Genomic DNA, 21,594 nt, shown 5'->3' with positions numbered 1-21,594 from the left:
TTTTGAACCTGTTTTAGGTAAATGAGACCCAAAACACAGATGAAGGAATTTCCATTTCTGCGTTAGGGAACCTCCGAGGGAGTAGATCAGGTTGGTATCTCCCGGGCAAACTTCTATCTTCCGGTTTCCATTCATTTATTCGTGTATGTTTCAAAAGAAGTATTTCGCGCTGGCAGCCTTGGCGGTGTCTGTTTCCCTTCAGAGTTTCGGGCAAGGTAATCCGGCTTGGACGGGTATTTTCCAGAAGATCAACACCGAGGTACAGACGAATTCAAAAGCCTATAGTTCTCTGAAAACGGCCTCCGAAACCATCGGGCACCGCATGACGGGTTCGCCCAACGGGAAGAAAGCCGAGGAGTTTGCCTACAATCTGTTCAAGTCGTACGGCTTCGCCGATGTGCGGTACCAGCCTTTTGAAGTGGAAAGTTGGAGTCGGGGTTCTCTGAGCCTGAAAGTGGGGCCTGATGCCGCGCACCTCCAGGAAATCAAATCGGTTTCGCTAGCGCACTCACCGGTGAAGGCCAACCTGACCAGCCAGGTGGTAGACATGGGCAATGGTTTGGAAGCAGATTACCAGGCTAAACCCAATGCGGTGAAGGGAAAGATTGCGCTGGTTTACCTGGGAGTGTTGCCTGGCTCACCGGAAGGCACCCGCAGTCTGCACCGCTCCGAAAAGACCGCTTTGGCTACTAAATATGGAGCTACTGGCCTCATCATCATCAACACCGTAGCGGGCGGAACCCTGCTCACCGGCACGGCTTCGGTGACTGGCAAACTTATTCCGATTCCGGCAGTTTGCATTGGTCGCGAAGACGGGATGCGGTTGAAAGAACAACTGCAGAAGGGTCCGTTATCGGCGAAGATTGACATGACTAATTTCTCAGGCAAGATCAAGGCCCGCAACGTCATTGCCACGCTCAAAGGCTCTGGGTTGCCCAATGAGAAAGTGGTGGTTGGCGGTCACCTGGACAGCTGGGACCTGGCTTCTGGAGCTATAGACAACGGCATCGGGTCTTTCTCGGTCATCGATATGGCCCGCACGTTTCAAGTCTTGAAGCTGAAACCCAAACGTACCGTTGAATTTGTCCTATTCATGGGAGAGGAAGAAGGGTTGCTGGGCTCTGAGGCCTATTTAGAGGAAGCCATCAAAAATAAATCGGTGAACCAACTGGCCTTCATGCTCAACTACGACATGACCAATGACCCGAAAGGGTACAATGCCAGCCAAGAATCCTGCAAAGCGCTTTTCCAATCCATTGGGGCCATTGCAGCTCAAATTGACACCACGTTCAAAAACAGCTTCAGTGCGCGGGCGGGATTGCACTCAGACCACCAACCGTTCATGCTGCAGGGAATTCCTACGGGCGGATCCTCTGGCGGTAAATTGCCTGCCGGAGCCGGAGACTGCTACCACGCCGACTGCGACTCCTTCGACCTGGTTGACGAACAAGGCCTGAAGAATACCGTACGGTTCAGCAGCATGCTGTTGTACGGCCTCGCCGATGCGGCTTCCATTCCGGCCAAACGCCTCAATGACGAAGAAACCAAAGCTTTCCTCCTCCAGAACAACCTCAAAGAGCCTTTGAAAATAGCCGGCGAGTGGCGCTGGAACAATTAAGGCTTCAAGGTTAAACCAAGTTCCTTTCCTCATCCTACTAGGGGTTCCGTTTCCGGGCTGTTTTTGAAAGAACAGCCCGGAAACGGAACCCCTTATACTTTGCTCACCAGTATGAACCTCCAACCTTATCATCCAATACCAACCTCAAAAAAATAGTAACTAAAGGTCTCAAAATTGACCAAGTTCATAGTTATTGTTGATTTCCGTCATAATTCTGGAACTTTTAAAGGTTGAAATTACGTCTGCAATTAAATAATACTATTTTATATGGTTACTATTCTATGCCCCACTGATTTCACCAAAGGTTCTAAAAACGCCATTAAATACGCCGATGAGATTGCGCAGCGAATGACTTCGCATGTTCTCTTATGCCATACCATCTCAGAGCCTGTTTCATCTGCCTTTTCAACTACCGGAGAAGAATCGGGTTATCCGACTAAGGATGAGATAAAACGAAGAATGAAAAAGCTCTCCAAGCTGAAAGAAATGAAAGAGTCTTTGGAGGATAACGGATGGGGCATTTCGGTTTCCTATGAAACAAAGATCAGGTACGGGGAAGCCCAGCAAAAAATAACCCACCTGGCCCAGGAAGAAAAAGCTGACCTAGTGGTGTTAGGCACCGAAGAGCCCCAAGGCCTTGACAACCTTTCGGCCCACTCGTTGGCTGACCAGGTGGCCCAGCAAGTGTCCTGCCCGGTTTTGTTGATCCCGAACAAAGTTTCTTTCAAACCCCTCCGCCGCATCGTAGTGGCCACTGATCTCCGCGGATTCTGTCCGGCCGATATGTCAGTGGTCCTGAAACTGGCCAGCTATTTCGGGGCGCAGATACAACTGCTGCACGTGTTGCCGAAGGAAAATTCCATGGCCCGAAAATTTTCCATGGAAGAGCTGGAGAGATTAAGCAAACGCATTTCGTACCAACGGGTAAGCCACCATGTAGAAGTAAATGCCTCCATACCGGAGGGAATCAGCCAGTTCTGCCGGAAAAACCGCGCCGATATGCTGGTAATGGGTGCTCATACCACCGATTCTTGGGCACATCTTTTCCGTTCTGGTTCAGAGGAAAACCATCCCCTGCCCTTACCTCTTTTACTGGTGCATGCCAAAAGAATAAGAGTCTAAGCAACCTGCTTTCCTGCCTTAAAAACGCAAATCTTATTCCTATCAAAATTAAATCTGCGGCTGAAAAGCGCTCATTTTATCTAAACATCTATAAAACTAAAAACTAGAAAGCCAGGCTGCTTAGCCTGGCTTTCTAGTTTTGTAATGTACTCACTTCCAACTTTCTTTATCTCATATTTTATTCATTAGGTTCGAAAACGTTATGGATGAAGAAGACTTTTAAACAACTTCCTCTTTCCTCTATTAATAAGACTACCACTGGAGAATGCACGGCTACTTTAAACCAACTGGGGTGCTTTCTCTAAGTTAAATAGGGCACTCAGCCCTTCAATCAAAGCCTCAGACTCGCCGCGCTGGCAGGCGGCTTTCAGTTCCAGGGCAGGCATTTTCACAATCTTGTTCAGAATGTTTTTAGTGATGGTCTCCACTAATTCTCTTTCCTGATCACCCAACTGCTTCATGTAACGGGCCAACTCGCGCTGCCTGATTTCCTCCAGGCGATTCTTGAACTGCTGCAAGGCAGGAGACATACCCATATCACGGGTCCAGGCCTGGAACTCGTCCATGGCTTCGGTGATGATTTCTCTCACAGCCGAAATGGCGGCCAATCTATTTCCCAAGGCCTCAGTCGCCCGGTTTTTGATATTGTCAACGTTGAACACTTTTGTGCCTGCCAGTTCTTCCAGGGCGCTGTCAATGCTGCGAGGCATGGACAAATCAACAAAATACGCGGGCCGCTTCTCCCCCATTTTCTCCACCACTTCCTTACTGACAAAGAAACAGTCACCGGGTACCGAGGAGATCACCACATCTGCAATTGCCATGGCTTCCCACACGTTTTCCCAGTAAATAGCAGTGGCCTTGCATTTCTGCGCCAGTTCCAAGGCTTTATGGTGCGTGCGGTTTGCGATGGTTATGTTCCGGACCTCGGATTTTTGGAAGTTATCGCAGACGTTTGCGCCAATTTCCCCTACCCCCAGCATCAACACGTTGGGGTTCTCAATCTTGCGGGTGAGTTCCTCCACCAATTCTACCGTTGCATAAGAGACCGAAGCAGCTCCGTCTTTAAAAGCGGTTTCGTTTACCACGCGTTTGTTCGTGAAGAAAATGGTGTGCAGCAGGCGGTGCAGGAAAGGGCCCACCATGTTGGCATCTGCGGCCCATTGGTAGGCGTTCTTCACCTGGTTCATGATCTGCATGTCGCCCACCACCTGTGACTCCAACCCAATGGCCACGTTGAACAGGTGCTGCACGGCCTCCTGCCCTTCGTCCAGGTGCATGAAATATGGGCCAATCTCGCCTGTGGCAATAAAGCCTTTCTCCAGGGCAATCAGTTTGATGATTTCTTTGGAGTAGTCTTGCTCAGCGGCATAATACACCTCGGTACGGTTGCAGGTGGACAGCACGAGCACATCCTGCGCCAAAGTGAATTCCTTAATTTTATCTAACAGGTTCCGGCACCCGATTTCATTTAAGGCCACAGCTTCCCGCACCGCAATGGGAGCATGTTTATATGAAAGAGTGAGGGCTTTGAAAGATGTCTGCATCGTCTTGACTTTATTCCAATGCAAATCTCGGCAGTAGCTGGTTTTGGAAATATGATGCAGGTCAGTTTTGGAGCAGTGATTTGTCAGTACCTGGAGGATGGTTTTGGAGGCGGTTTGCGGAAAATGGCCTGGAAACGGTTTTGGGAGAGACGCTCGTAGGCCCTTCGGACACTACAAGTTCATTTGAGCAGGCGTCTTTTCGTTGCTTCGCTTATAGATTCATGCTTCAAGTTTGCACCTTGGAGCTACTTTGGCGCAAGTTTACAACTTGCGAATGTAAGAGATTTGATACGAACGGAAGTGAATAGCTTTCACGCTGGCGCGAGCCTCTGGCTGTCCGCACCCACACGAAAGCTTTTAGATTTTAAAGTTCAGGTATCCTAGCTGATTCCATTTGAAATTTTCCCATTTGTCATTTTGAATAGATCTTGTGGGCGAGCTAGAAAAGCATGGAAGAAACACCTTACCGTTTGCCTACAGGATCCTTTCAGGATGACAAAAGAGTGTGGAGCATTCAGCAATGCGCGAAGACGCCAGCCAGAGGCTCGCTCCAGTGAAAAACAATCCTTATTAATAATTTACACTGTAAGTTGGCTTGTTACCAGAATACCTGGTTTCAGCCCTCTTTTCTCAAAACAGCTAAAATACTCACTCAACTACCTAGTTCCTCATTTTGGCGAGCTTCTGGGAGTTGAGGATAAAGATTTTGCTGCCGCGGGTGTCAATGAGTTTTTCATCTTTGAAGTCGGCGAGGGTGCGGATGACAGTTTCCTTGGAGGCGCCCACAATGCTGGCCAAGTCCTCTCGGGAGATGGACATCTCAGTAACGTTGTTACCGTCTTGCTGGTATTGTTTTTCTACCAGAATCAGGGCCTCGGCTACACGCTTGCGCACAGAATTGTAGGCAAGTTTCAAGAGACGGTCTTCACGGTCGGCGAGGTTGTCTGAGAGGATTTTGATGAACTTGTTGGCTACATCGCGGTTCTGGTGCAGGAGTGTGAAGAAGTCCTCTTTGGGGATGAGGTACACCTCAGAGTCTTCCAGCGCCATGGCAGATTCGCGGTAGGCGTTTTCTTCCAGCAGATCAAGGTAGCCGATGAAGTCACCATCTTTGTAGAGATTGGTGATGTACTCACGGCCGTCTTCGTTGGCTTTGTAGGTTTTTACCTTGCCTTTGCTCAGGAAATACAGCGCGTTGGGATAATTGCCTTCCAGGAAGAGGTTGTGCTTCTTCTTGAACACCGTGACGCGGCGCTCGTCTGAGATCAGTTTGTTCAGGTCTTCGTAGCCTCTGGCTTCCTGGATGAACTCGTCCAGGCCCTGTACGCTTTTCTGGAACTCGGCTTTCAGGATCTCGTTTTTCCTGAGGCGCATTTCCACGGCATCCAGCAGTTCCAGGTCATCAAAGGGTTTAGTGAGGTAGTCATCAGCACCCAGTTTCATCCCTTTCCGGAAGTCTTCTTTTTCAGATTTGGCCGTCAAAAACACGAACGGAATGCTGGAAGTATCGGGGTTCTTGCTGAGGAGGTGCAGCACGCCGTAGCCGTCCAGTTGGGGCATCATGATGTCGCAGATGATAAGGTCCGGCTGTTCTTTGCGGGCCAGGTCTACGCCTACTTTCCCGTTTTCGGCTTCCACTACCTCGTAATTGGCGAGGGAAAGGATCTCGGCGGTATTCTCCCTTATTTCCTGGTTGTCTTCTATCAGCAGTATTTTCTTCATAGCTACAGTGTTTGCGGGAAAGTGATGGTAAACGTGGTTCCTTTGTCCAGCACGCTCTGGAAATCAAGCGTGCCGTCCATGACTTCTACGTATCTTTTGACAATATTTAGCCCGAGGCCCGTGCCTTGGATATTGGTGGCATTCTGCGCCCGGAAAAACGGCGTAAACAAGTGCGTCTGGTCCTGCGCCGGAATCCCGATGCCTTCGTCCTGCACGGTAATGGTCACAGTTTCCGGAGTGATGATGGTAGCCAAATGAATGGTTCTCCCCTCGGCAGAATATTTGCTGGCGTTAGAGAGCAGGTTAATTAGGATGTTCTTGAGCAACTGCTTGTCCAGTTCCACCAACTCCTGCTCGCCCTGGTGCTGGTAGATGATTCTCTGGCCTTCTTTCACCAGCGCCTGCATCTCTTCCACGCTTTCCTTCACAAACGCCACTAGGTTAAAGGTAGACGGAATATTGTACACTTTGCCCTCTTCAATGCGGCTGATGGACAGAAAATCATTGAGGATCACCGTCAGGTTCTGCACCGCAGATTTGATGCGGTCTACGTGCTTCAGGCGTTTGTCGTCTTCCTCGGTGGTTTTGTAGCGCGCGATGATAGAGGCCGAGGAAAGCACCGTGCTCAAGGGCGTCCTAAACTCATGGGAGGCCGTAGTCACGAACCGCGATTTGAGCTCGTTGAGTTCTTTCTCTTTCTGCAGGGCCTTCTCAATATCCAGTTGTGCTTCGTAGAGAATACGGTTGGTGTTCTCCAGTTTCTGGATGGCCTCGGCCAGTTCCTGGGTTCTTTCTTCCACCCGTTGCTCCAGTTGGGCATTTAGAGACTGGATCTCGGCGAGGCTCTTGGCGTGCTCAATGCTGTACCTAATGGACCGTTCCAGGTCAAAAGGGTTGAAGGTGCCTTTCACCAGGTAATCCTGAGCCCCGGCCCGCATGGCTTTCTCATCAGTTTCGCGATCAGTTTGGCCAGTGAGCAGGATAAACGGACCGGCGGCACCTTCCGCAACGGCTTGGGTAATCAGTTCAAGTCCGTCATGGGCACCCAGGAAAAAATCCACCAGGTAGACATCGTGTTTCTTTTCCCGGATAAGGGAAAGCGCCTCCGGGAAAGAGGGCGTCCAGTCTAGGTGGTATTGCCGGCCCGGAATATCCTGAATGATGTCGCGGGTAATCACGAAGTCATCTTCATCGTCATCCACTAACAAAATTCTGATTTTATCAGGCATCGGAGTTTATCTTTTCGCCACTTTCGGCGGCAACTTGGTAACGTTTTAGGTCTGTTTTCTGAAAAACGGGCAAGAAACAGGTGTAGGTATTCTCTTGAGATAATGAGATGAACCTGGGCATTTGTCAGCTTGGAAAGCTCTTGTGCGTAAGCGGTTGTATTGTTTCCTCCAGCCTTTCCAGTTCGCCCACAAGATCCTTTCAGGATGACAAAAAAGGGAAATGGCCTCACTCACTCACTCACTCACTCACTCACTCACTCACTCTTCAAGGCTTGGGCAGCTCCACAATTTCGAACCAGTATTTGGTGAGGGTTTTCATCACGTCTACCAGGGCTGCGAAGGTCACGGGTTTGGTGATGAAGGAGCTCACGCCCAGATCATAGGTGCGCAGGATGTCTTCCTCGGCTTTGGAGGTAGTGAGTACCACCACGGGGATCACGCGCAGGTGCTCATCAGACTTAATTTCCCTAAGGGCCTCACGGCCGTCTTTTTTGGGCATGTTCAGGTCTAGCAGGATTAGGCCTGGCGTAGGATACTTGGCTTTATCGGTGAACTTGCCACGGTTGTGCAGGTAGTCTATCAGTTCCTCGCCGTTTTCTACAAACTGGATCTGATTTGTTAACCTGTTCTCTTCCAGGGCATCCTTGACCAACATGCGGTCTTCGGCATCGTCATCGGCAATGAGAATGATAATGGTTCTTTTGTTTGGGCTCATAGTTTTCTAAGGCTTAATCCTGAAGGTGTCTGGTGGCAAGGGTAATGACAAAGGTGGTTCCCTCGCCGGGTTTACTGCGGGCGGTGATGTCACCGCCGTGCCTGATGGCTATTTTGCGGCAGATAGCCAGCCCAATGCCTGAGCCTTCGTATTTGTGGCCTTCCAGGCGCTGAAATATATTAAAAATCCGGTCAAGATACTTTTCATCGAACCCTATGCCGTTGTCAGATATCTCTATGGTTACGTGCTCATCGCCAGGAGTTGAGGTAAGGTGGGCCCTGCGCTGCCCGTTGCGCGAGGTAATGCGCACCACCGGCGTGGTATCCTCTTTCCGGAATTTAATGGCATTGCTGATGAGGTTCTGGAAAAGCTGGCGTATTTGGGTGGGCTCGGCTTCCAGGGTAGGCAACGGGAATCGTTCAATAACGGTACCGGTTTTCTCAATGGTGATTTCCAGGTCAGACAACACCCCGTCAAGGATGGTATCCAGGTTTACTTTTTCAAAAGGCTTTGATTTGGTGGTGACGCGCGAGAAGGTGAGCAGGTCATTGATGAGGTTCTGCATGCGCACCGCAGCATTGAGCATTCGGTCTACGTAGTCTTTGCCCTGGTCGCTAAGATTGGCCTGCTCCTTCATTTTCAAACGGTCCCCGAAGGCCTGAATCTTGCGAAGCGGCTCCTGCAAATCATGCGACGACACGTAGGCGAAATCCTGTAGTTCGCGGTTGCTGCGCTCCAGTTCGGCGGCGTAACGGCGCAAGCGTTCCTCACTTACTTTCTGTTTGGTGATGTCGTGGATGAAGCCGGTGTACACCTTGCGGTCGGTGAGTTGCACTTCGCTGATGCTCAGATACAGCGGAAAAATGGTGCCGTCTTTTTTCAACCCTGACACTTCCCGACCAATCCCAATGATCTTGCGCTGCCCCGTGCGGTGGTAGTTTTCTATATACCCATCGTGCCGGCTGTGGTCTGGCTCCGGCATGAGCAGGCTGATGTTTTTGCCCAGGAGTTCTTCTTCCTGATACCCGAACAACCTAGCCGCCGAGGGGTTCACCATCTCCATGATGCCGCGGTCATTAATGGTGATGATGCCGTCTACAGCCGCCTGGATAATGGAGTTGATTTTGTTTTCGCTTTCGCGTTGGGCCTGCTCGGCTTTTTTCTGCTGGGAGATGTCATGGATAATGCCCGTGAAAATAATCTTGTCCTGCAGCTTCACCTCACTGATACTGAGCAGAAACGGAAAAACGCTTCCGTCTTTGCGCATGCCCATCACTTCTCGACCAATGCCAATGATTTTTCGCTCGCCGGTACGATGGTAATTCTCAATGTACCCATCGTGCCGACTATGGTCGGGCTCCGGCATGAGCATTTTGATGTTCTGCCCGATGACCTCGGCAGGTTCGTAGCCAAAGATACGGGCAGCCGCGGGGTTCACGGTTTCTATGGTCCCGCGTTGGTCAATGGTGATGATGCCGTCAATAGCAGTATCAATGATGGCTTTCAGGCGGGCCTGGTCATCCAGGTTCTGCTGGGAGGAGGGCTGCAAGGATTCTTCCAAATCAAGTTATTTTTATAAAAGTAGGAACTAGGAGTTCTTTTTTCAATGACTTTCATCACTTCTCTGGATAGTAAGCATAAGTACGCCGTGGTTTTAGGCAGGTTTTCAGGAAAATGGCCACAAAAGGAATCCTTTCTTAATAGGAGTAGACTGAATTTTCCCTTCAGCCAAGGTTTGGGCTCCTTTCCTCGGGTAGAAGCCTATTGACGAAAGTCACTTCCGACTTTGACGCGGGTCATTCCAATGGCTAGAAAGAGCAGGTAGTTTTGTATCAGATTCAGGTCCTTACCATTAGATTCCTTAACCGCTCAGCTCTCATGAAAACGATCTTAGTACCCACCGATTTTTCCCCCAACGCCATCCATGCGGTACACTATGCGGCCTCACTTATTCAGCAAAAAGGCGGGAGGTTACTTTTGGTACATACCCTTGATTACACGGTTTCGGTTTCGCCGGAAGGTGTGCCCCTGCTCCCAGTGGAGGCTCCTTTGATAGAAGAATCAGAGGAAGCCCTAGACTCGCTTGCCCAGGAACTAAGGAATGAGTTTGGGTTTCGGTTTGAAGTGGAGACGTTCTGCCTCTTCGGGCCGTTGATTCCGCTGCTGAACGAACAGGTGAAAACCCAGGCGGTGGACCTGGTGGTGATGGGCACCAAAGGCGCAAGCAATTACCTGGACCGCCTGATTGGAACCTATACCTCCACCTATATCAAAGAAGCGATTTGCCCGGTGTTGGTAGTGCCAGCTCAGGTCTCATTCCGGCCTATTCAGCACATAGCCTATGCCTCTGACCTAGAAACCGAGGAAACCTCTTACCTGAAGCAGCTTTTCCAGTTGGCTTCCCACCTGGGTTCTGAGGTGAACATCATCAATATCAGCAGTGAGCAAACCCTTAACATTGTGCCCGATGCCCAGATTCTGACCAGCATTCAAAAGCATTTCCCGCAACAGAAGTACAGCATTGCGCAACTTAAACACCCGGATGTGGTGGCCGGCCTGAAAGAATTTGTGCAGGAGAACCACATGGATGTTCTAGCGGTCTCCATCCAGGACCGGGACTTTTTGGAAAGCCTTTTCCACCACAGCGTGACAAAACAGCTAGCCTTGAAGGCCTTCGTCCCTTTGTTAACCTTGCCGGCAAATTCTTACCAGGACCTGAACAAACGCCCCGTTCCTCAGAAAGCAGCCATCTAAAATTCAAGTAGAATTCAGGATCTGGAAACGGAGAATCCGCCTGATGCTTTAGGCTCCTTTTCCCAAAATCAGGCTTAAATCAGGAAAGCACGGCCTGGTTCCATTCCTCGTTTCCGCAGTTAGGACATTCTATCTGGGGCTTCTGTGCTTGCTTTTCCAGGTGGCCACAGGTAGCGCAGGCGTACGTGTCTGGTTCTACTTTCTGCTGTTGCCTTAGTTCCTGGTCAATCTCGGGAATCAAGGAGAGACCAGGCTTGTCATCTGGGAATTGCATGATGGTGAAGGAGCCGTTGGCTTCCATGTAGGTGCGCTGCACTTTGCCCAGGTTGAAGATATCTTCGTGCCGAAACTGGGCGAGCAGGCGTTCCCGGGTAATGCGGGTACGTTCCATCACGCTTAGTTGCAGGGCTCCGTCTTTTACCAGGATGTCCATGTCATCCATCAGCTTGCGCTCAAAACTTGCGTCCTGGGTACTGCGCCAGGCAATAATGCGCTCCACTCCTACCACTACCACGGCAATGATCACGATGGGCAGAACCCCACGCGAAGGGTCCATCAGGGCTACTCCGTTGGCGGCGGCCAACGAAACCAAGGCGGCCATTTCGGTGCGGCTTAGCATGGAGGACATCCGCTTGCCCATGGCCCGCATGGCAAACATCAGGATAAAGTAAATGATGGCAATCCGGATGACTACCTCAAACAGGAAACTCCAGGGCACCTCGCCCAAGACAATGCGGAGCCAATCGGTGATTTGAATATCTTCTGGTTTCATGTTCTTCTGATTAGGTTGTGGCGGGAATCCACTCGTCGCAGGAGCAGTTGGGGCAAGTGTTTCCTTGTGCCTGGTTTGATTCGGCCAGATTACCGCATCGGGTGCAGGCCAGGTGGTTTTTATCTTCCGGGAGGGATTCTACCAAGGCTTTGTCTTTGGCCGGCAGAATGGAAAGGCCTGGTTTGGGCTCCTTTTCCTTGATGACGCTAAACAAGCCACACGCCTCCATGTACACCCGTTTCACCTGCCCCAATTGCCGGATGTTGTGGGTCCTGAGGGCAGCAAACACCTGGTCTTTGGAAAGCCGGGCCCGCTCCATCTCGCCAATAACCAACACGCCTTCTTTTACTACCAACGACAAATGCCCCTGGGTGAGCTTTTCTATTTTAGGGTTCCGGAAAGCCCACAGGTTCAGGCCCCGCTGGAAAAACAAGGCGCAGATGAAAATCACGATGCCCAGTAAGATGCCCCGGTCTGGTAACTGCATGGGTGCCGAGGCTATCCCCCCCAGGGTTACCATCACGGCTAGTTCAGAGATGGTCAACTGCGCATTCATCCGTTTGCCCATCAGGCGCAGGATAATCAGCAAAGCCACATAGATAATGATTGTCCGGATGAACACCTCCAACATAAACTCCCAGGGGGTATTTCCGATCAGGAGACGCTGCCAATCCGGGAAATAGATCTCTTCTTTTTTCATAACCTTCTGCAATACGCGTAGGCGACTAAACAGAGTTACCCTGATTCTGAGCGAATAAATACGGTTGTTTCTGCCAGATGGGTGAACCGCCCCTCCAAAAACATCCGGAACCTTTGTTGAAACATCGATTTATTTTCAAGCCCTTTTTCCAAAATGGAGCCCTAAAAGGAACCCTTGATTTTCAGTTGATTATCTCCCTAGTTGACTGCAGGGCCTTTTCTGCACAAATTTTTCCCAGGTTTTTTACTTTGGGTTTTATGGATTTCGCCCGAGTTCTGCATCTTCTCTTCAAAGAAGAAAATAGACGCTTTCCTTATGTTTTACCAGAAGATTAAAATTCCTTTATTTATACACGCTCACTGACTCCGCTGCATGTTTTTAAAGCTATTCTCCCGCTCTAAGCCTCCGCAAGACCTGGAACTGATACAACAGTATCGGGAGACCGGCGATGTGGCATTGGTTGGGCAGCTGTTTGAGCGCTACACAGAGATGGTGTACCTGGTTTGCCTGAAGTATCTGAAAAATGAGGATGAGAGCAAAGACGCCACCATGCATATTTTTGAGCACCTCATCTCTGCGCTGCACAAACATGAGATAGCCAATTTCAAAAGCTGGCTGCACGTGCTTTCCAAGAACTACTGCCTCATGCAGTTAAGAACCCAGAAAAGCCGGGGAGTGGACCTGATGGATGAAAAGTCTTTGCCGTTGGTGGAGAAAGCGGCCGCGTCTTACTCCTCTGACGGAACTGACCAGGAAATGGAACTGCAGCTTCTTTCCAAAGCCCTTACCACCCTGGGACCCGAGCAGCGCACCTGCGTAGAGCTGTTCTACCTTCAGAAAAAAAGCTACAAAGAAGTGGCCGATCTTACCGGCTATGACATAGGACAAGTGAAAAGCCACATCCAGAATGGCAAACGAAACCTTAAAAACTACATGACCAAAAACTATGAGCAGGAATAACCTCTCCGACACCTGGGACTCCGAAGAGCATCCTTCGCTGGACGTGCTGCGGCAGTACCAAACCGGTGACCTTTCCGCTCACCTCAGCCACCAGATTGAAAGGCACCTGGTTTCCTGCGAACTCTGCTCTGATTTAGTGGAAGGCATGTCCCTATCGCAACCTACCCGCGTGAAGTCGGCGGTACGAGAAACCCGTGGACGGCTGAAAGACCTGCTGGCCCAGAAAAAGCGCAAAAGAAGGGTCTTCCAATGGCCCATCTGGCAGACGGCTGCGGTGATATTGGTTTTGCTATTTGCCATTGGCGAAGTGGTCTACCACCAGTACTTTGCCAAACCAGAAAGCCAAAAGGGGCAATCAACCGAAACCACTGGTACTTGGCGCCTCACAGGCCAGGTAGTAGATGCCTCGGGAAAGGCTTTGTCCAACGCTACCGTAATTGTGAAGGGTTCTGGCGTTCAGGCTTTGGTGGACGAAGAGGGAGAATTTTACCTGGATCTTCAAAAAAGACAGGCAATGTTGATGGTTTCTAAAGCCGGGTTTACGACCAAGGAAGTAACCGTCAGTAGCGCCAACCCCTCTGTAGAGATAGTCTTAACTCCTTAGAAAGAGAGAAAAGAGGACCATTACTTTCGCGGTTAACATTCAAATTACCTTATAGTTTTTGTGCTTCTCTTTCAATGAAAACTCTCCTACATTTAAGGGCCGGATTTTAGAAAACCGGCTTAAAACAGAATGGCAGAAGCACCTACAAAAACCATCCGGTGGGGCATCATCGGGTGCGGCGACGTCACCGAAGTCAAAAGCGGACCGGCTTTTCAGAAAGTACCTAATTCCCAGCTCGTGGCCGTCATGCGCCGCGATGGCGAAAAAGCGAAAGATTATGCCCAGCGCCACAATGTGCCCAAGTGGTATGACAATGCCCAGGCTCTGATCCATGACCCCGAGGTAGATGCGGTTTACATTGCCACCCCTCCCGGCTCCCACGCCGAGTATACCCTGCAGGTTGCCGCGGCGGGCAAACCGGTGTACGTAGAGAAACCCATGGCCTTGAACCACGCGCAGTGCCAGGAAATGGTAAAAGCCTGCCAGCAAGCCCAAGTCCCGTTGTTTGTTGCCTATTACCGGCGCCGGCTCCCCTCTTTCCTTAAAGTAAAAGAATTAGTGGACGCTGGAGCCATTGGAGAGGTGAAACTGGTCAACATCCGGCTTTATCATCCGGCGCAGGAAAACCTGAACCAAAACGATCTTCCCTGGCGGGTCCAGCCCGAGATTGCCGGCGGTGGACTTTTCTTTGATTTGGCACCCCACCAACTAGATTACCTGGACTACCTGCTGGGCCCCATCACGGCTGCCTCTGGGCAAACCGCCAACCAGGCTGGCCTCTACCCTGCCGAAGACATTGTCACCGCACAGTTCAAGTTTGCCAATGGCGCTTTGGGAACGGGCACTTGGTGCTTCACGGTACTTCCCTCCCAGTTTCAAGACCAGATAGAGCTCATCGGGAGCAAAGACCGTATCACGTTTCCCTGTTTTGCCCTGGAACCTATCAGACTGGAGACAGAAGTTGGCCATGAGGAATTCTTTCTTCCGCCCCCACCCCACGTCCAGCAACCGTTTATCCAAACCATAGTGGAGGAACTTACCGGCCAGGGAAAATGCCCCAGCACCGGTGAATCAGGGGCTCGTACGGCTTGGGTGATGGACCAGATAGTGAGTAGGTAAATAAATTTAGTTTTTTTATTTCGGTGCTGGTTTTGGGCTTGTTTCAGGAAAACCACCTCAAAACCAGCCGCCGGAATTTTTTGCCCATCCTTATAGTTCAGGAAGTATGCAAGGGCAACCTTAAGTGAAACAAGGAGGAAGAACTTGGTCTAAAGACACCAAAATTGGGGCTTAGGCTACCACCGGGTTTTCCGAAAATGAAAAAGCAGCCCTAATTTGGGTTCTTTCTATTCTAAAACTTTAATTTTCAAGAATATTTGTTTCAGAATTTTTCAATGTTTCGTAAATATTGATATCTTGCGCAATCGATTGCACATTCTAGCCGTCCATAGCTATGTTACACAGATTATTGAAAATCCATCCGAATGATAATGTGCTGGTAGCACTCACGGATTTAAAGAAAGGCGACACCGTTGAATTTGACGGTGAGGCCATTGTTTTGGTTGACGACGTTCAAGCCAAACACAAGTTTGCCCATAGACCTTTGGCGGCCGGAGACGAGATTCTCATGTACGGTTCTCTGGTGGGCAAAGCCGTGTATGATATTCCCGTGGGCGGTGTTTTAACCACGGCAAACGTAAAGCACCAGGTAAACGGCTTTACCGGCAAAACCAAGACCATTGGCTGGCAAGCCCCCGATGTGTCTAAATGGCAAAACCGCACCTTCATGGGCTATCACCGCCCAGACGGGCAGGTGGGCACCGGCAACTACTGGCTGGTGATTCCGCTGGTGTTCTGCGAAAACAGAAACGTGGACATCATCAAACAGGCGTTCCTGGACGAACTGGGCTTTGGTCAGCGCGATGTCTATAAGTCGTATGTGCAGCAGATGGTAGACCTGTACCAGTCTGGCAACACCGAGGCCATCCAGACGCTTACCTTACAAAAGGCCACGGCTCCGGCGCAGCGCCGCATCTTTGAGAACATAGACGGCATCAAATTCCTGACGCACCAGGGCGGTTGCGGCGGCACCAGACAAGATTCTGACATGCTGTGCGCCCTCCTAGCCGATTACATCCACCACCCTAACGTGGCGGGTGCCACCGTGTTGAGCCTGGGTTGCCAGAACGCGCAGGTGAGCATCCTGGAAAGCAAGATTAAAGCCCTGGACCCCAACTTCTCTAAACCGGTTATTGTACTGGAGCAGCAGAAAGAAGGCACCGAGGAAGAAATGATGTCAAAGGCCATCCGGCAGACGTTCCTGGCACTCATTGAAGCAGATAAACTTAAAAGACAACCAGCGCCATTAAGCAAACTTTCCATTGGGTTGGAGTGCGGCGGTTCAGACGGATTCTCCGGAATCTCCGCGAACCCGGCCATTGGGCATACCTCCGATATCCTGGTAGCTTTGGGCGGGAAGACGGTTCTCTCTGAGTTCCCTGAGTTGTGCGGCGTGGAGCAGGAACTGATCAACCGCTGCGAATCAAACGAAGCAGCCGAGCGGTTTGCCTCGTTGATGCGCGCCTACGCGGCCTCGGCCGAGGCGGTTGGCTCCGGTTTTGACATGAACCCCAGCCCCGGCAACATCCGCGACGGCTTAATCACCGATGCCATTAAATCGGCGGGTGCGGCCAAGAAAGGTGGTACCTCTCCTATCGTAGACGTACTGGATTACCCAGAATATGCCACCAAGCCAGGCTTGAACCTGCTGTGCACCCCTGGCAATGACGTGGAGTGTACTACCGCTTTGGTAGGTGCGGGCACCAACATCGTGCTATTCACTACCGGCCTGGGCACCCCTACCGGAAACCCCATTGCGCCAGTAATCAAAATTTCGTCTAATACCAAGTTGGCGCAGCGTATGCCCGATATCATTGACATTGACACCGGTGCCGTGATCTCTGGCGAGAAAACCATTGAAGAGATGGGCGAAGACGTGCTAGATTTCATTATTGAGGTAGCCAGCGGCCGTATCGAGACCAAAGAAAAGATCCTGCAACAAGACGACTTTATTCCTTGGAAACGGGGCGTGTCTTTGTAAGAAGATTGAAATAGAAGATTGGCCTTCGGGCCAGTGCAGTACCCGAAGGCCCTGCTCCTTAACACCGCTTACGCCCTGCTGGCAACCGCGGGAGAAGGCGCAGGGCCTTTCTCTTTCCTGTTTTTTCAGCTAACCCTTTTCACTAACCTTACCTGTATGAATGATGCATTAGCTCTCCCCGTTGGCACCACCCTGGACCGGTTTATCATGCGCAAACAGGAAGATTTCCCGTACGCCACCGGTGAATTGTCTCAGTTGCTGCGTGACATGGCGCTGGCCGCCAAGATTGTGAGTCGGGAAATCAGCCGGGCCGACCAGGACACTTTGGGAAGTTACGGGCAGCAGAATGTGCAGGGAGAAGACCAGCAGAAACTGGACCTGATCGCGAATATCCGGTTTATTAGAGCCCTGAGAAACGGCGGCGAGGTTTGCACCATTGTCTCGGAGGAAGAGGAAGACATCATCCATACCGGTAACCGGAACGCCAAGTACATTGTGGCTATGGACCCGCTGGACGGCTCCTCCAACATTGACGTGAATATTCCCATTGGCACCATCTTTTCCATTTACCGGCGATTGTCTGATGGTGGGCAAGACGGAACCTTAGAAGACTGTCTGCAGAAAGGAACGCAACAGGCGGCGGCGGGCTATATTCTTTATGGCGCATCTACCATTCTGGTTTACACCACCGGACGGGGAGTAAACGGATTCACGTATGAGCCCTCACTGGGCGAGTTCTTTTTGTCGCACCCAGATATCACAATTCCCCAGGGCGGAAGACAATATTCCTGCAACGATGCCAACGTGAGTAATTTTCCGTTAGGCATCCAGAACTACCTGGCTTTCTGCCGCGAACAGAAATACTCGTCTCGCTACATTGGGTCCCTGGTCGCTGATTTCCACCGCAACCTGTTGAAGGGAGGAATCTACTTTTATCCAGCCTCGGCCAAAAACCAAACTGGCAAACTACGCCTACTCTACGAGTGCAACCCCCTGGCCTTTATTGCCGAACAAGCTGGCGGCCAGGCCACCGATGGCATCGAGCGAATCCTGGACAAGACCCCAACGGCCTTGCACGAGCGTTGCCCGCTTGTAATTGGGTCATCAGAAATGATTGAGAAAGTGCGGAAGTACATGACGCTTTAAATTATTACCTTAACAACAGAAAGCCGCTTTGGAGGTGTTTTCCGGAAAACACCCCCAAAGCGGCTTTCTGTTTTAACTCGTTTCCCATTGGTCTTACCTAGACCCAAAAGTTTACAGGAAATCTGAGTACTTCTTAGGCTGCAGGGCTGTTTTCCAGAACCTCACACTTTCAATTTCCCCGTTAAACCAGGAACGTTTGTCCATGCGGGTACCCAGGGAAACCTTGGCGGTGGAAGGAATGGGCAGGTACTCAATCTCTCCGGATAGCTCTAGTTTTCCGTTGACATAGCCTTTCAGCTGCTTGTCTTTGTAGGTGAGCGTCATGGTGGCCCACTCACCCACCGGGTGGGTTTTGGTGGAATCAATGAGCGTGAGGGAAGCCTTCTCGGTACGTAGGAAGAAATCGGGGTACCACTGGTTTCGGTTGTTCAGGCGGAGTTCCAGCAGAATGCGGCGTTGCCCGGTGGCCATATCTTCCAGGTGCAGGAATCGTTGCTCTACGTTTACGGGCCAGGCGGCATTAGGCTTGAAGACAACCTCAATGGTGAACTCCTCGGCCCCAGCGAGTGGATTATGATCTACCAAAAGCCCGTCATCTACCCCATCAAATCCCAACACCTGAATTCCCCTTTTTCCTTGAATTTGGGCGGGGTTTCCCACCACCGTAGTCGGGTGCCCGCCTACCAGTGCCAGGTTGTTCAAGTTCCAGGACACGGGCTTTACAGAGGCACAGGAAGAAAGCACCACCGTCACCAGGCAACTTAGCAGAAAGGCAGGTTTTTTCATTTAGCAGGGGTGGTTTTTGAAGGCGTTCATTTTAGGGCTATTTTCTGAAAAAGGCAGCCAAAAAAATGGCAAATTCCCCTCCCGCGTTTCCTTCTATTTTACGTGGGTACATTTCCTTTGGCTTCTTTGGGCGGCAGAAAGGTTCAGAGACTTTATTTTACCTGCGGTTTCACAATCCGGTCTGCCAGGTCAAGTTTCTGGGCTTTGAGTTCGGCCAACACAATTTGGGCCATTTCGCGGGCACCTAGTTCATTGAAGTGGGTGTCGTCTTCTTTGCCTTGCGGATAGTTGGGGTGCTCCTCCGCCCGAAGATGCAGAAAGAGAAGTTTGGAGCTCTCGGGGCCTAGTTTCTGAAGTAGTTCCTGACTTTTTCGGTCCAGGTCAATGAGGGCTACTTTTTGTTTTTTGGCCACAGAACGCACCAGGTTGGAGTAGACGGCGTGGGTTTCTTCGATCTTGCCAGAAGCGTCAAACTTGCGCCGGGCCGCGGGCGTGATGAGCACCGGGTTGACGTTCTTCTTTCTGGCCTCTGAAACGAAACGCTCCAGGTTGGCAGTGTAGTCGGCCTCGGTGGTATAGCTTTTCTTGGTGCTTACCTCGTCGTTGTGCCCGAACTGGATGAACAGGTAATCGCCGGCTTTCATGCTGGTGGCGACCGGTGGCCAGAGTTTCTCCTCAATGAAGGTGCGGGTGCTTCGCCCGTTTTTCGCATGGTTTTCTATTTTCACCGTCTTATCAAAAAAGTAGACGAAGGGCATTCCCCATCCGGTCTCCGGATAAGCCTTGGTTTCCTTGATAGACATGGTGGAGTCCCCGATGAGGTACACGGTCACGGGTTGCTTTTCAAACGAGAGAAAAGACATGAGCCCCAGACAGCCCAGACCCAGAAGCAGGAGAATGGATTTAAATGTCATATACAATTGAGGTTAAGAGTTCATTTCGGCAACGACACCTTTTCGCCGTTGATCCGCACATTTTCAAACTGAATGTTCTTTACATTAGAGAAGGAGTAGGGCTTTTTCACCCCATTTATCTCCACATTGATCAGCCGAAGGTTCTCTACCGGAGCCTGTTCATAGCCTTCCAGCAGCACGCCTATTTGTCCGCCTTTCTGCACGGTCATGTTCCGGACCTCAATGTTGCGCACCACCGGAATGTTATTTCCCTTGGGTTCGCCCGGATCATAGAACATGTTCACCTGCACCACCTGCTGCTTTATCTGGCCTACTTCAATGTTGCGCAGGTACACGTTCTCCACCACTCCGCCCCGGGCTGAGTTCGATTTGATGCGGAGGGCTCGGTCCAGCAGCGGGCTGTTCATGGTACAATTCTCGGCGAAGACATTGCGGGTATCACCGGTAATCTCGCTCCCGATCACCACGCCACCGTGCCCGTTGACCATGGTGCATCCCTGGATGATGATGTTCTCGCTGGGCACGTTGAGGCGTCTTCCATCGGCGTTGCGCCCCGATTTAATGGCAATGCAGTCATCGCCGGTATTGAAGTAGCAGTCCTTGATGAGCACATTTCGGCTTGACTCCGGGTCACAGCCATCTGAGTTTGGGCCCAGGCTCTCTACAGTCACGCCCTGGATGGTCACGTTCGTGCACAGCACCGGGTGCAGGACCCACATGGGCGAGTTGAGGATCTTTACGCCTTGGATCAACACGTTCTGGCACCGGTATGGCTGCACAAACTGAGGGCGCAGGAAAAAGCCTCGGCCAAACTTACGGTCGGCTACGGGCACATTTTCTTCAGCGAGTTGGAACAAGCGGTCTCGGTTACCGGGGCTCCGTTGGGTGATCATGCCTTCTTTGGTGCCGTAATAGTCGCTGCCGGCCCAAGGCCACCAATTCTGGTTTGAGGCTTGGCCGTCCAGGGTTCCTTCACCGGTGATGGCGATGTTCTTCTCCTCAAACGCGTAAATGAGCGGCGAGTAGTTCATCAGTTCAATGCCTTCCCAACGGGTATGCACCATGGGCAGGTACTTCTCCGGATCGGTGGAGAAAAGAATAGTGGCGCCTTTTTCTAGGTGCAGGTTTACGTTGCTTTTCAGGTAAATGGGCCCAGAAAGGTAGTTACCCGCGGGTACCACCACCCTTCCGCCGCCGGCTTTGTGGCACGTCTCTATGGCTAGCTTGATGGCCGAAGAACAATCGGTGGTTTTGTCTCCTACTGCCCCATAAGCCGTGATGTTGAAGTCCTTCTCAGGAAAAGTGGGCGGGGTGATCTCCTGCAGTACTTTCTGGACGTACCCCCACGGATCTGTCTCAACTGCGGTTTGGCTTTGGGTCATAGGTTTACTTCGGCAGGCAGCCATCCCTCCTATTATAAGGGCCAGTACAGCTTTTAACAGGTAGGGTTTAAGGGTCATTTTCTAATATAAAGGCGTAAAACAAAGTTGGTCACCAATCTACCCGGGCCAGCATGGGGGTAGCTCTTTTACACAATTGCAGCGCCAAGCCCCAGGGATCGCGGAGCATAACCAAATGCGAGCCGTCTTCCAGGTGTTGGTCAGACACCAGCGTTGCCCCGGCGGCACAGAGCCGTTCCATATCTTCAGTAGGGTTTTCAGACACGAAGGCCAGGTGTACCAGCAAGGGGTTCATGGTTCGGTACGGCGGTACCTCGTAGGCGGGGTTAAGGTAGATCTCCACCAGAATACGGCCGCTGTCATCGGCGATGAAAGTTGTGTATGGGGCTTCCTTCTGTTTCCGCACTACCCGCATGCCCAGGTGTTGGGTGTACCAATCAGCCATAGCCTGGGGATCTTCTACGTTCAGTGCTAAGTGTTCTAATTTCATACAGTATCTCTTATT

19 protein-coding genes are annotated in these 21,594 nt (G+C 51.0%); 8 read left to right on the top strand and 11 right to left on the bottom strand.

Annotation, left to right across the window (positions count from 1 at the left end):
* Positions 1 to 145: 145 nt before the first annotated feature.
* Positions 146 to 1,618: a M28 family peptidase gene (locus tag EFB08_RS22965; RefSeq protein ID WP_123129322.1), complete on the top strand. Its 1,473-nt coding sequence runs from the start codon at positions 146 to 148 to the stop codon at positions 1,616 to 1,618.
* 267 nt (positions 1,619 to 1,885) lie between these two features.
* Positions 1,886 to 2,740, top strand: a complete 855-nt coding sequence (locus tag EFB08_RS22960; RefSeq protein WP_123129321.1) for a universal stress protein — start codon at positions 1,886 to 1,888, stop codon at positions 2,738 to 2,740.
* A 278-nt stretch (positions 2,741 to 3,018) separates the two neighbouring features.
* Here the strand turns inward: EFB08_RS22960 and hemA are convergent, their stop codons facing one another.
* The 5 genes from hemA to EFB08_RS22935 all read right to left on the bottom strand — a co-directional run bounded on the left by hemA (position 3,019) and on the right by EFB08_RS22935 (position 9,514).
* The gene (hemA, locus tag EFB08_RS22955) at positions 3,019 to 4,287 is read right to left on the bottom strand and encodes a glutamyl-tRNA reductase (RefSeq protein WP_123129320.1); all 1,269 of its coding nucleotides are present in this window, start codon (positions 4,285 to 4,287) and stop codon (positions 3,019 to 3,021) included.
* Between the two features lie 660 nt (positions 4,288 to 4,947).
* The gene (locus EFB08_RS22950; RefSeq protein ID WP_123129319.1) at positions 4,948 to 6,009 is read right to left on the bottom strand and encodes a response regulator; all 1,062 of its coding nucleotides are present in this window, start codon (positions 6,007 to 6,009) and stop codon (positions 4,948 to 4,950) included.
* Positions 6,010 to 6,011: 2 nt separating this feature from the next.
* Positions 6,012 to 7,238, bottom strand: a complete 1,227-nt coding sequence (locus tag EFB08_RS22945) for a hybrid sensor histidine kinase/response regulator (protein ID WP_123129318.1) — start codon at positions 7,236 to 7,238, stop codon at positions 6,012 to 6,014.
* Between the two features lie 265 nt (positions 7,239 to 7,503).
* Complete coding sequence (locus EFB08_RS22940) at positions 7,504 to 7,953, bottom strand: response regulator (protein ID WP_123129317.1); 450 nt, start codon at positions 7,951 to 7,953, stop codon at positions 7,504 to 7,506.
* A gap of 13 nt (positions 7,954 to 7,966) precedes the next feature.
* Positions 7,967 to 9,514: a sensor histidine kinase gene (locus EFB08_RS22935; protein ID WP_123129316.1), complete on the bottom strand. Its 1,548-nt coding sequence runs from the start codon at positions 9,512 to 9,514 to the stop codon at positions 7,967 to 7,969.
* A gap of 317 nt (positions 9,515 to 9,831) precedes the next feature.
* Between EFB08_RS22935 and EFB08_RS22930 the strand changes: the two genes are divergently transcribed.
* Positions 9,832 to 10,707: a universal stress protein gene (locus tag EFB08_RS22930; RefSeq protein WP_123129315.1), complete on the top strand. Its 876-nt coding sequence runs from the start codon at positions 9,832 to 9,834 to the stop codon at positions 10,705 to 10,707.
* Positions 10,708 to 10,786: 79 nt separating this feature from the next.
* Here the strand turns inward: EFB08_RS22930 and EFB08_RS22925 are convergent, their stop codons facing one another.
* Positions 10,787 to 11,479, bottom strand: coding sequence for a YetF domain-containing protein (locus EFB08_RS22925; protein WP_123129314.1), 693 nt, complete (start codon positions 11,477 to 11,479; stop codon positions 10,787 to 10,789).
* A gap of 10 nt (positions 11,480 to 11,489) precedes the next feature.
* On the bottom strand, positions 11,490 to 12,179 hold the full coding sequence (locus tag EFB08_RS22920) for a DUF421 domain-containing protein (protein WP_123129313.1): 690 nt from the start codon (positions 12,177 to 12,179) through the stop codon (positions 11,490 to 11,492).
* Positions 12,180 to 12,551: 372 nt separating this feature from the next.
* On the opposite strand from EFB08_RS22920, the gene EFB08_RS22910 reads away from it, so the two are divergent.
* From EFB08_RS22910 to fbp, 5 genes are all read left to right on the top strand, one after another.
* The gene (locus EFB08_RS22910) at positions 12,552 to 13,139 is read left to right on the top strand and encodes an RNA polymerase sigma factor (RefSeq protein ID WP_123129311.1); all 588 of its coding nucleotides are present in this window, start codon (positions 12,552 to 12,554) and stop codon (positions 13,137 to 13,139) included.
* A complete protein-coding gene (locus tag EFB08_RS22905) occupies positions 13,126 to 13,743 on the top strand; it encodes a carboxypeptidase-like regulatory domain-containing protein (protein WP_123129310.1) in 618 nt (205 codons plus the stop codon). The genes EFB08_RS22910 and EFB08_RS22905 overlap by 14 nt, the downstream gene beginning before the upstream one ends.
* Before the next feature lie 129 nt (positions 13,744 to 13,872).
* Positions 13,873 to 14,862 carry a Gfo/Idh/MocA family protein gene (locus EFB08_RS22900; protein WP_123129309.1) on the top strand — a complete coding sequence of 330 codons (990 nt, stop codon included), beginning with the start codon at positions 13,873 to 13,875 and terminating at the stop codon, positions 14,860 to 14,862.
* 334 nt (positions 14,863 to 15,196) lie between these two features.
* Positions 15,197 to 16,843: a UxaA family hydrolase gene (locus tag EFB08_RS22895; RefSeq protein WP_123129308.1), complete on the top strand. Its 1,647-nt coding sequence runs from the start codon at positions 15,197 to 15,199 to the stop codon at positions 16,841 to 16,843.
* Between the two features lie 156 nt (positions 16,844 to 16,999).
* Positions 17,000 to 17,989, top strand: a complete 990-nt coding sequence (gene fbp / locus EFB08_RS22890; RefSeq protein WP_123129404.1) for a class 1 fructose-bisphosphatase — start codon at positions 17,000 to 17,002, stop codon at positions 17,987 to 17,989.
* Positions 17,990 to 18,100: 111 nt separating this feature from the next.
* On the opposite strand, the gene EFB08_RS22885 is transcribed toward fbp, so the two are convergent.
* The 4 genes from EFB08_RS22885 to EFB08_RS22870 form a co-directional block, all read right to left on the bottom strand.
* Entirely contained in the window at positions 18,101 to 18,775 is a 675-nt protein-coding gene (locus tag EFB08_RS22885) for a LamG domain-containing protein (protein WP_123129307.1), read from the bottom strand.
* 152 nt (positions 18,776 to 18,927) lie between these two features.
* Positions 18,928 to 19,689 (bottom strand): rhamnogalacturonan acetylesterase, encoded by a 762-nt coding sequence (locus tag EFB08_RS22880; protein ID WP_123129306.1) that lies wholly within the window; start codon positions 19,687 to 19,689, stop codon positions 18,928 to 18,930.
* Positions 19,690 to 19,709: 20 nt separating this feature from the next.
* A complete protein-coding gene (locus EFB08_RS22875) occupies positions 19,710 to 21,071 on the bottom strand; it encodes a glycoside hydrolase family 28 protein (RefSeq protein WP_227006449.1) in 1,362 nt (453 codons plus the stop codon).
* A gap of 109 nt (positions 21,072 to 21,180) precedes the next feature.
* Positions 21,181 to 21,579 (bottom strand): VOC family protein, encoded by a 399-nt coding sequence (locus tag EFB08_RS22870; RefSeq protein ID WP_123129304.1) that lies wholly within the window; start codon positions 21,577 to 21,579, stop codon positions 21,181 to 21,183.
* Between the last annotated feature and the right edge of the window lie 15 nt (positions 21,580 to 21,594).

It is taken from the genome of Rufibacter latericius (genome assembly GCF_003721515.1).
GTDB lineage: Bacteria > Bacteroidota > Bacteroidia > Cytophagales > Hymenobacteraceae > Nibribacter > Nibribacter latericius.
Note: the sequence above shows the minus strand (reverse complement) of the source record. Positions and strands in the feature narration are given on the sequence as shown.

Bases quoted from the DNA above. Each gene is read 5' to 3' on its own strand.
- EFB08_RS22965 (WP_123129322.1), top strand. From the start codon at position 146: ATGTTTCAAAAGAAGTATTTCGCGCTGGCAGCCTTGGCGGTGTCTGTT.
- EFB08_RS22960 (WP_123129321.1), top strand. From the start codon at position 1,886: ATGGTTACTATTCTATGCCCCACTGATTTCACCAAAGGTTCTAAAAAC.
- hemA (WP_123129320.1), bottom strand. From the start codon at position 4,287: ATGCAGACATCTTTCAAAGCCCTCACTCTTTCATATAAACATGCTCCC.
- EFB08_RS22950 (WP_123129319.1), bottom strand. From the start codon at position 6,009: ATGAAGAAAATACTGCTGATAGAAGACAACCAGGAAATAAGGGAGAAT.
- EFB08_RS22945 (WP_123129318.1), bottom strand. From the start codon at position 7,238: ATGCCTGATAAAATCAGAATTTTGTTAGTGGATGACGATGAAGATGAC.
- EFB08_RS22940 (WP_123129317.1), bottom strand. From the start codon at position 7,953: ATGAGCCCAAACAAAAGAACCATTATCATTCTCATTGCCGATGACGAT.
- EFB08_RS22930 (WP_123129315.1), top strand. From the start codon at position 9,832: ATGAAAACGATCTTAGTACCCACCGATTTTTCCCCCAACGCCATCCAT.
- EFB08_RS22925 (WP_123129314.1), bottom strand. From the start codon at position 11,479: ATGAAACCAGAAGATATTCAAATCACCGATTGGCTCCGCATTGTCTTG.
- EFB08_RS22920 (WP_123129313.1), bottom strand. From the start codon at position 12,179: ATGAAAAAAGAAGAGATCTATTTCCCGGATTGGCAGCGTCTCCTGATC.
- EFB08_RS22910 (WP_123129311.1), top strand. From the start codon at position 12,552: ATGTTTTTAAAGCTATTCTCCCGCTCTAAGCCTCCGCAAGACCTGGAA.
- EFB08_RS22905 (WP_123129310.1), top strand. From the start codon at position 13,126: ATGAGCAGGAATAACCTCTCCGACACCTGGGACTCCGAAGAGCATCCT.
- EFB08_RS22900 (WP_123129309.1), top strand. From the start codon at position 13,873: ATGGCAGAAGCACCTACAAAAACCATCCGGTGGGGCATCATCGGGTGC.
- EFB08_RS22895 (WP_123129308.1), top strand. From the start codon at position 15,197: ATGTTACACAGATTATTGAAAATCCATCCGAATGATAATGTGCTGGTA.
- fbp (WP_123129404.1), top strand. From the start codon at position 17,000: ATGAATGATGCATTAGCTCTCCCCGTTGGCACCACCCTGGACCGGTTT.
- EFB08_RS22885 (WP_123129307.1), bottom strand. From the start codon at position 18,775: ATGAAAAAACCTGCCTTTCTGCTAAGTTGCCTGGTGACGGTGGTGCTT.
- EFB08_RS22880 (WP_123129306.1), bottom strand. From the start codon at position 19,689: ATGACATTTAAATCCATTCTCCTGCTTCTGGGTCTGGGCTGTCTGGGG.
- EFB08_RS22875 (WP_227006449.1), bottom strand. From the start codon at position 21,071: ATGACCCAAAGCCAAACCGCAGTTGAGACAGATCCGTGGGGGTACGTC.
- EFB08_RS22870 (WP_123129304.1), bottom strand. From the start codon at position 21,579: ATGAAATTAGAACACTTAGCACTGAACGTAGAAGATCCCCAGGCTATG.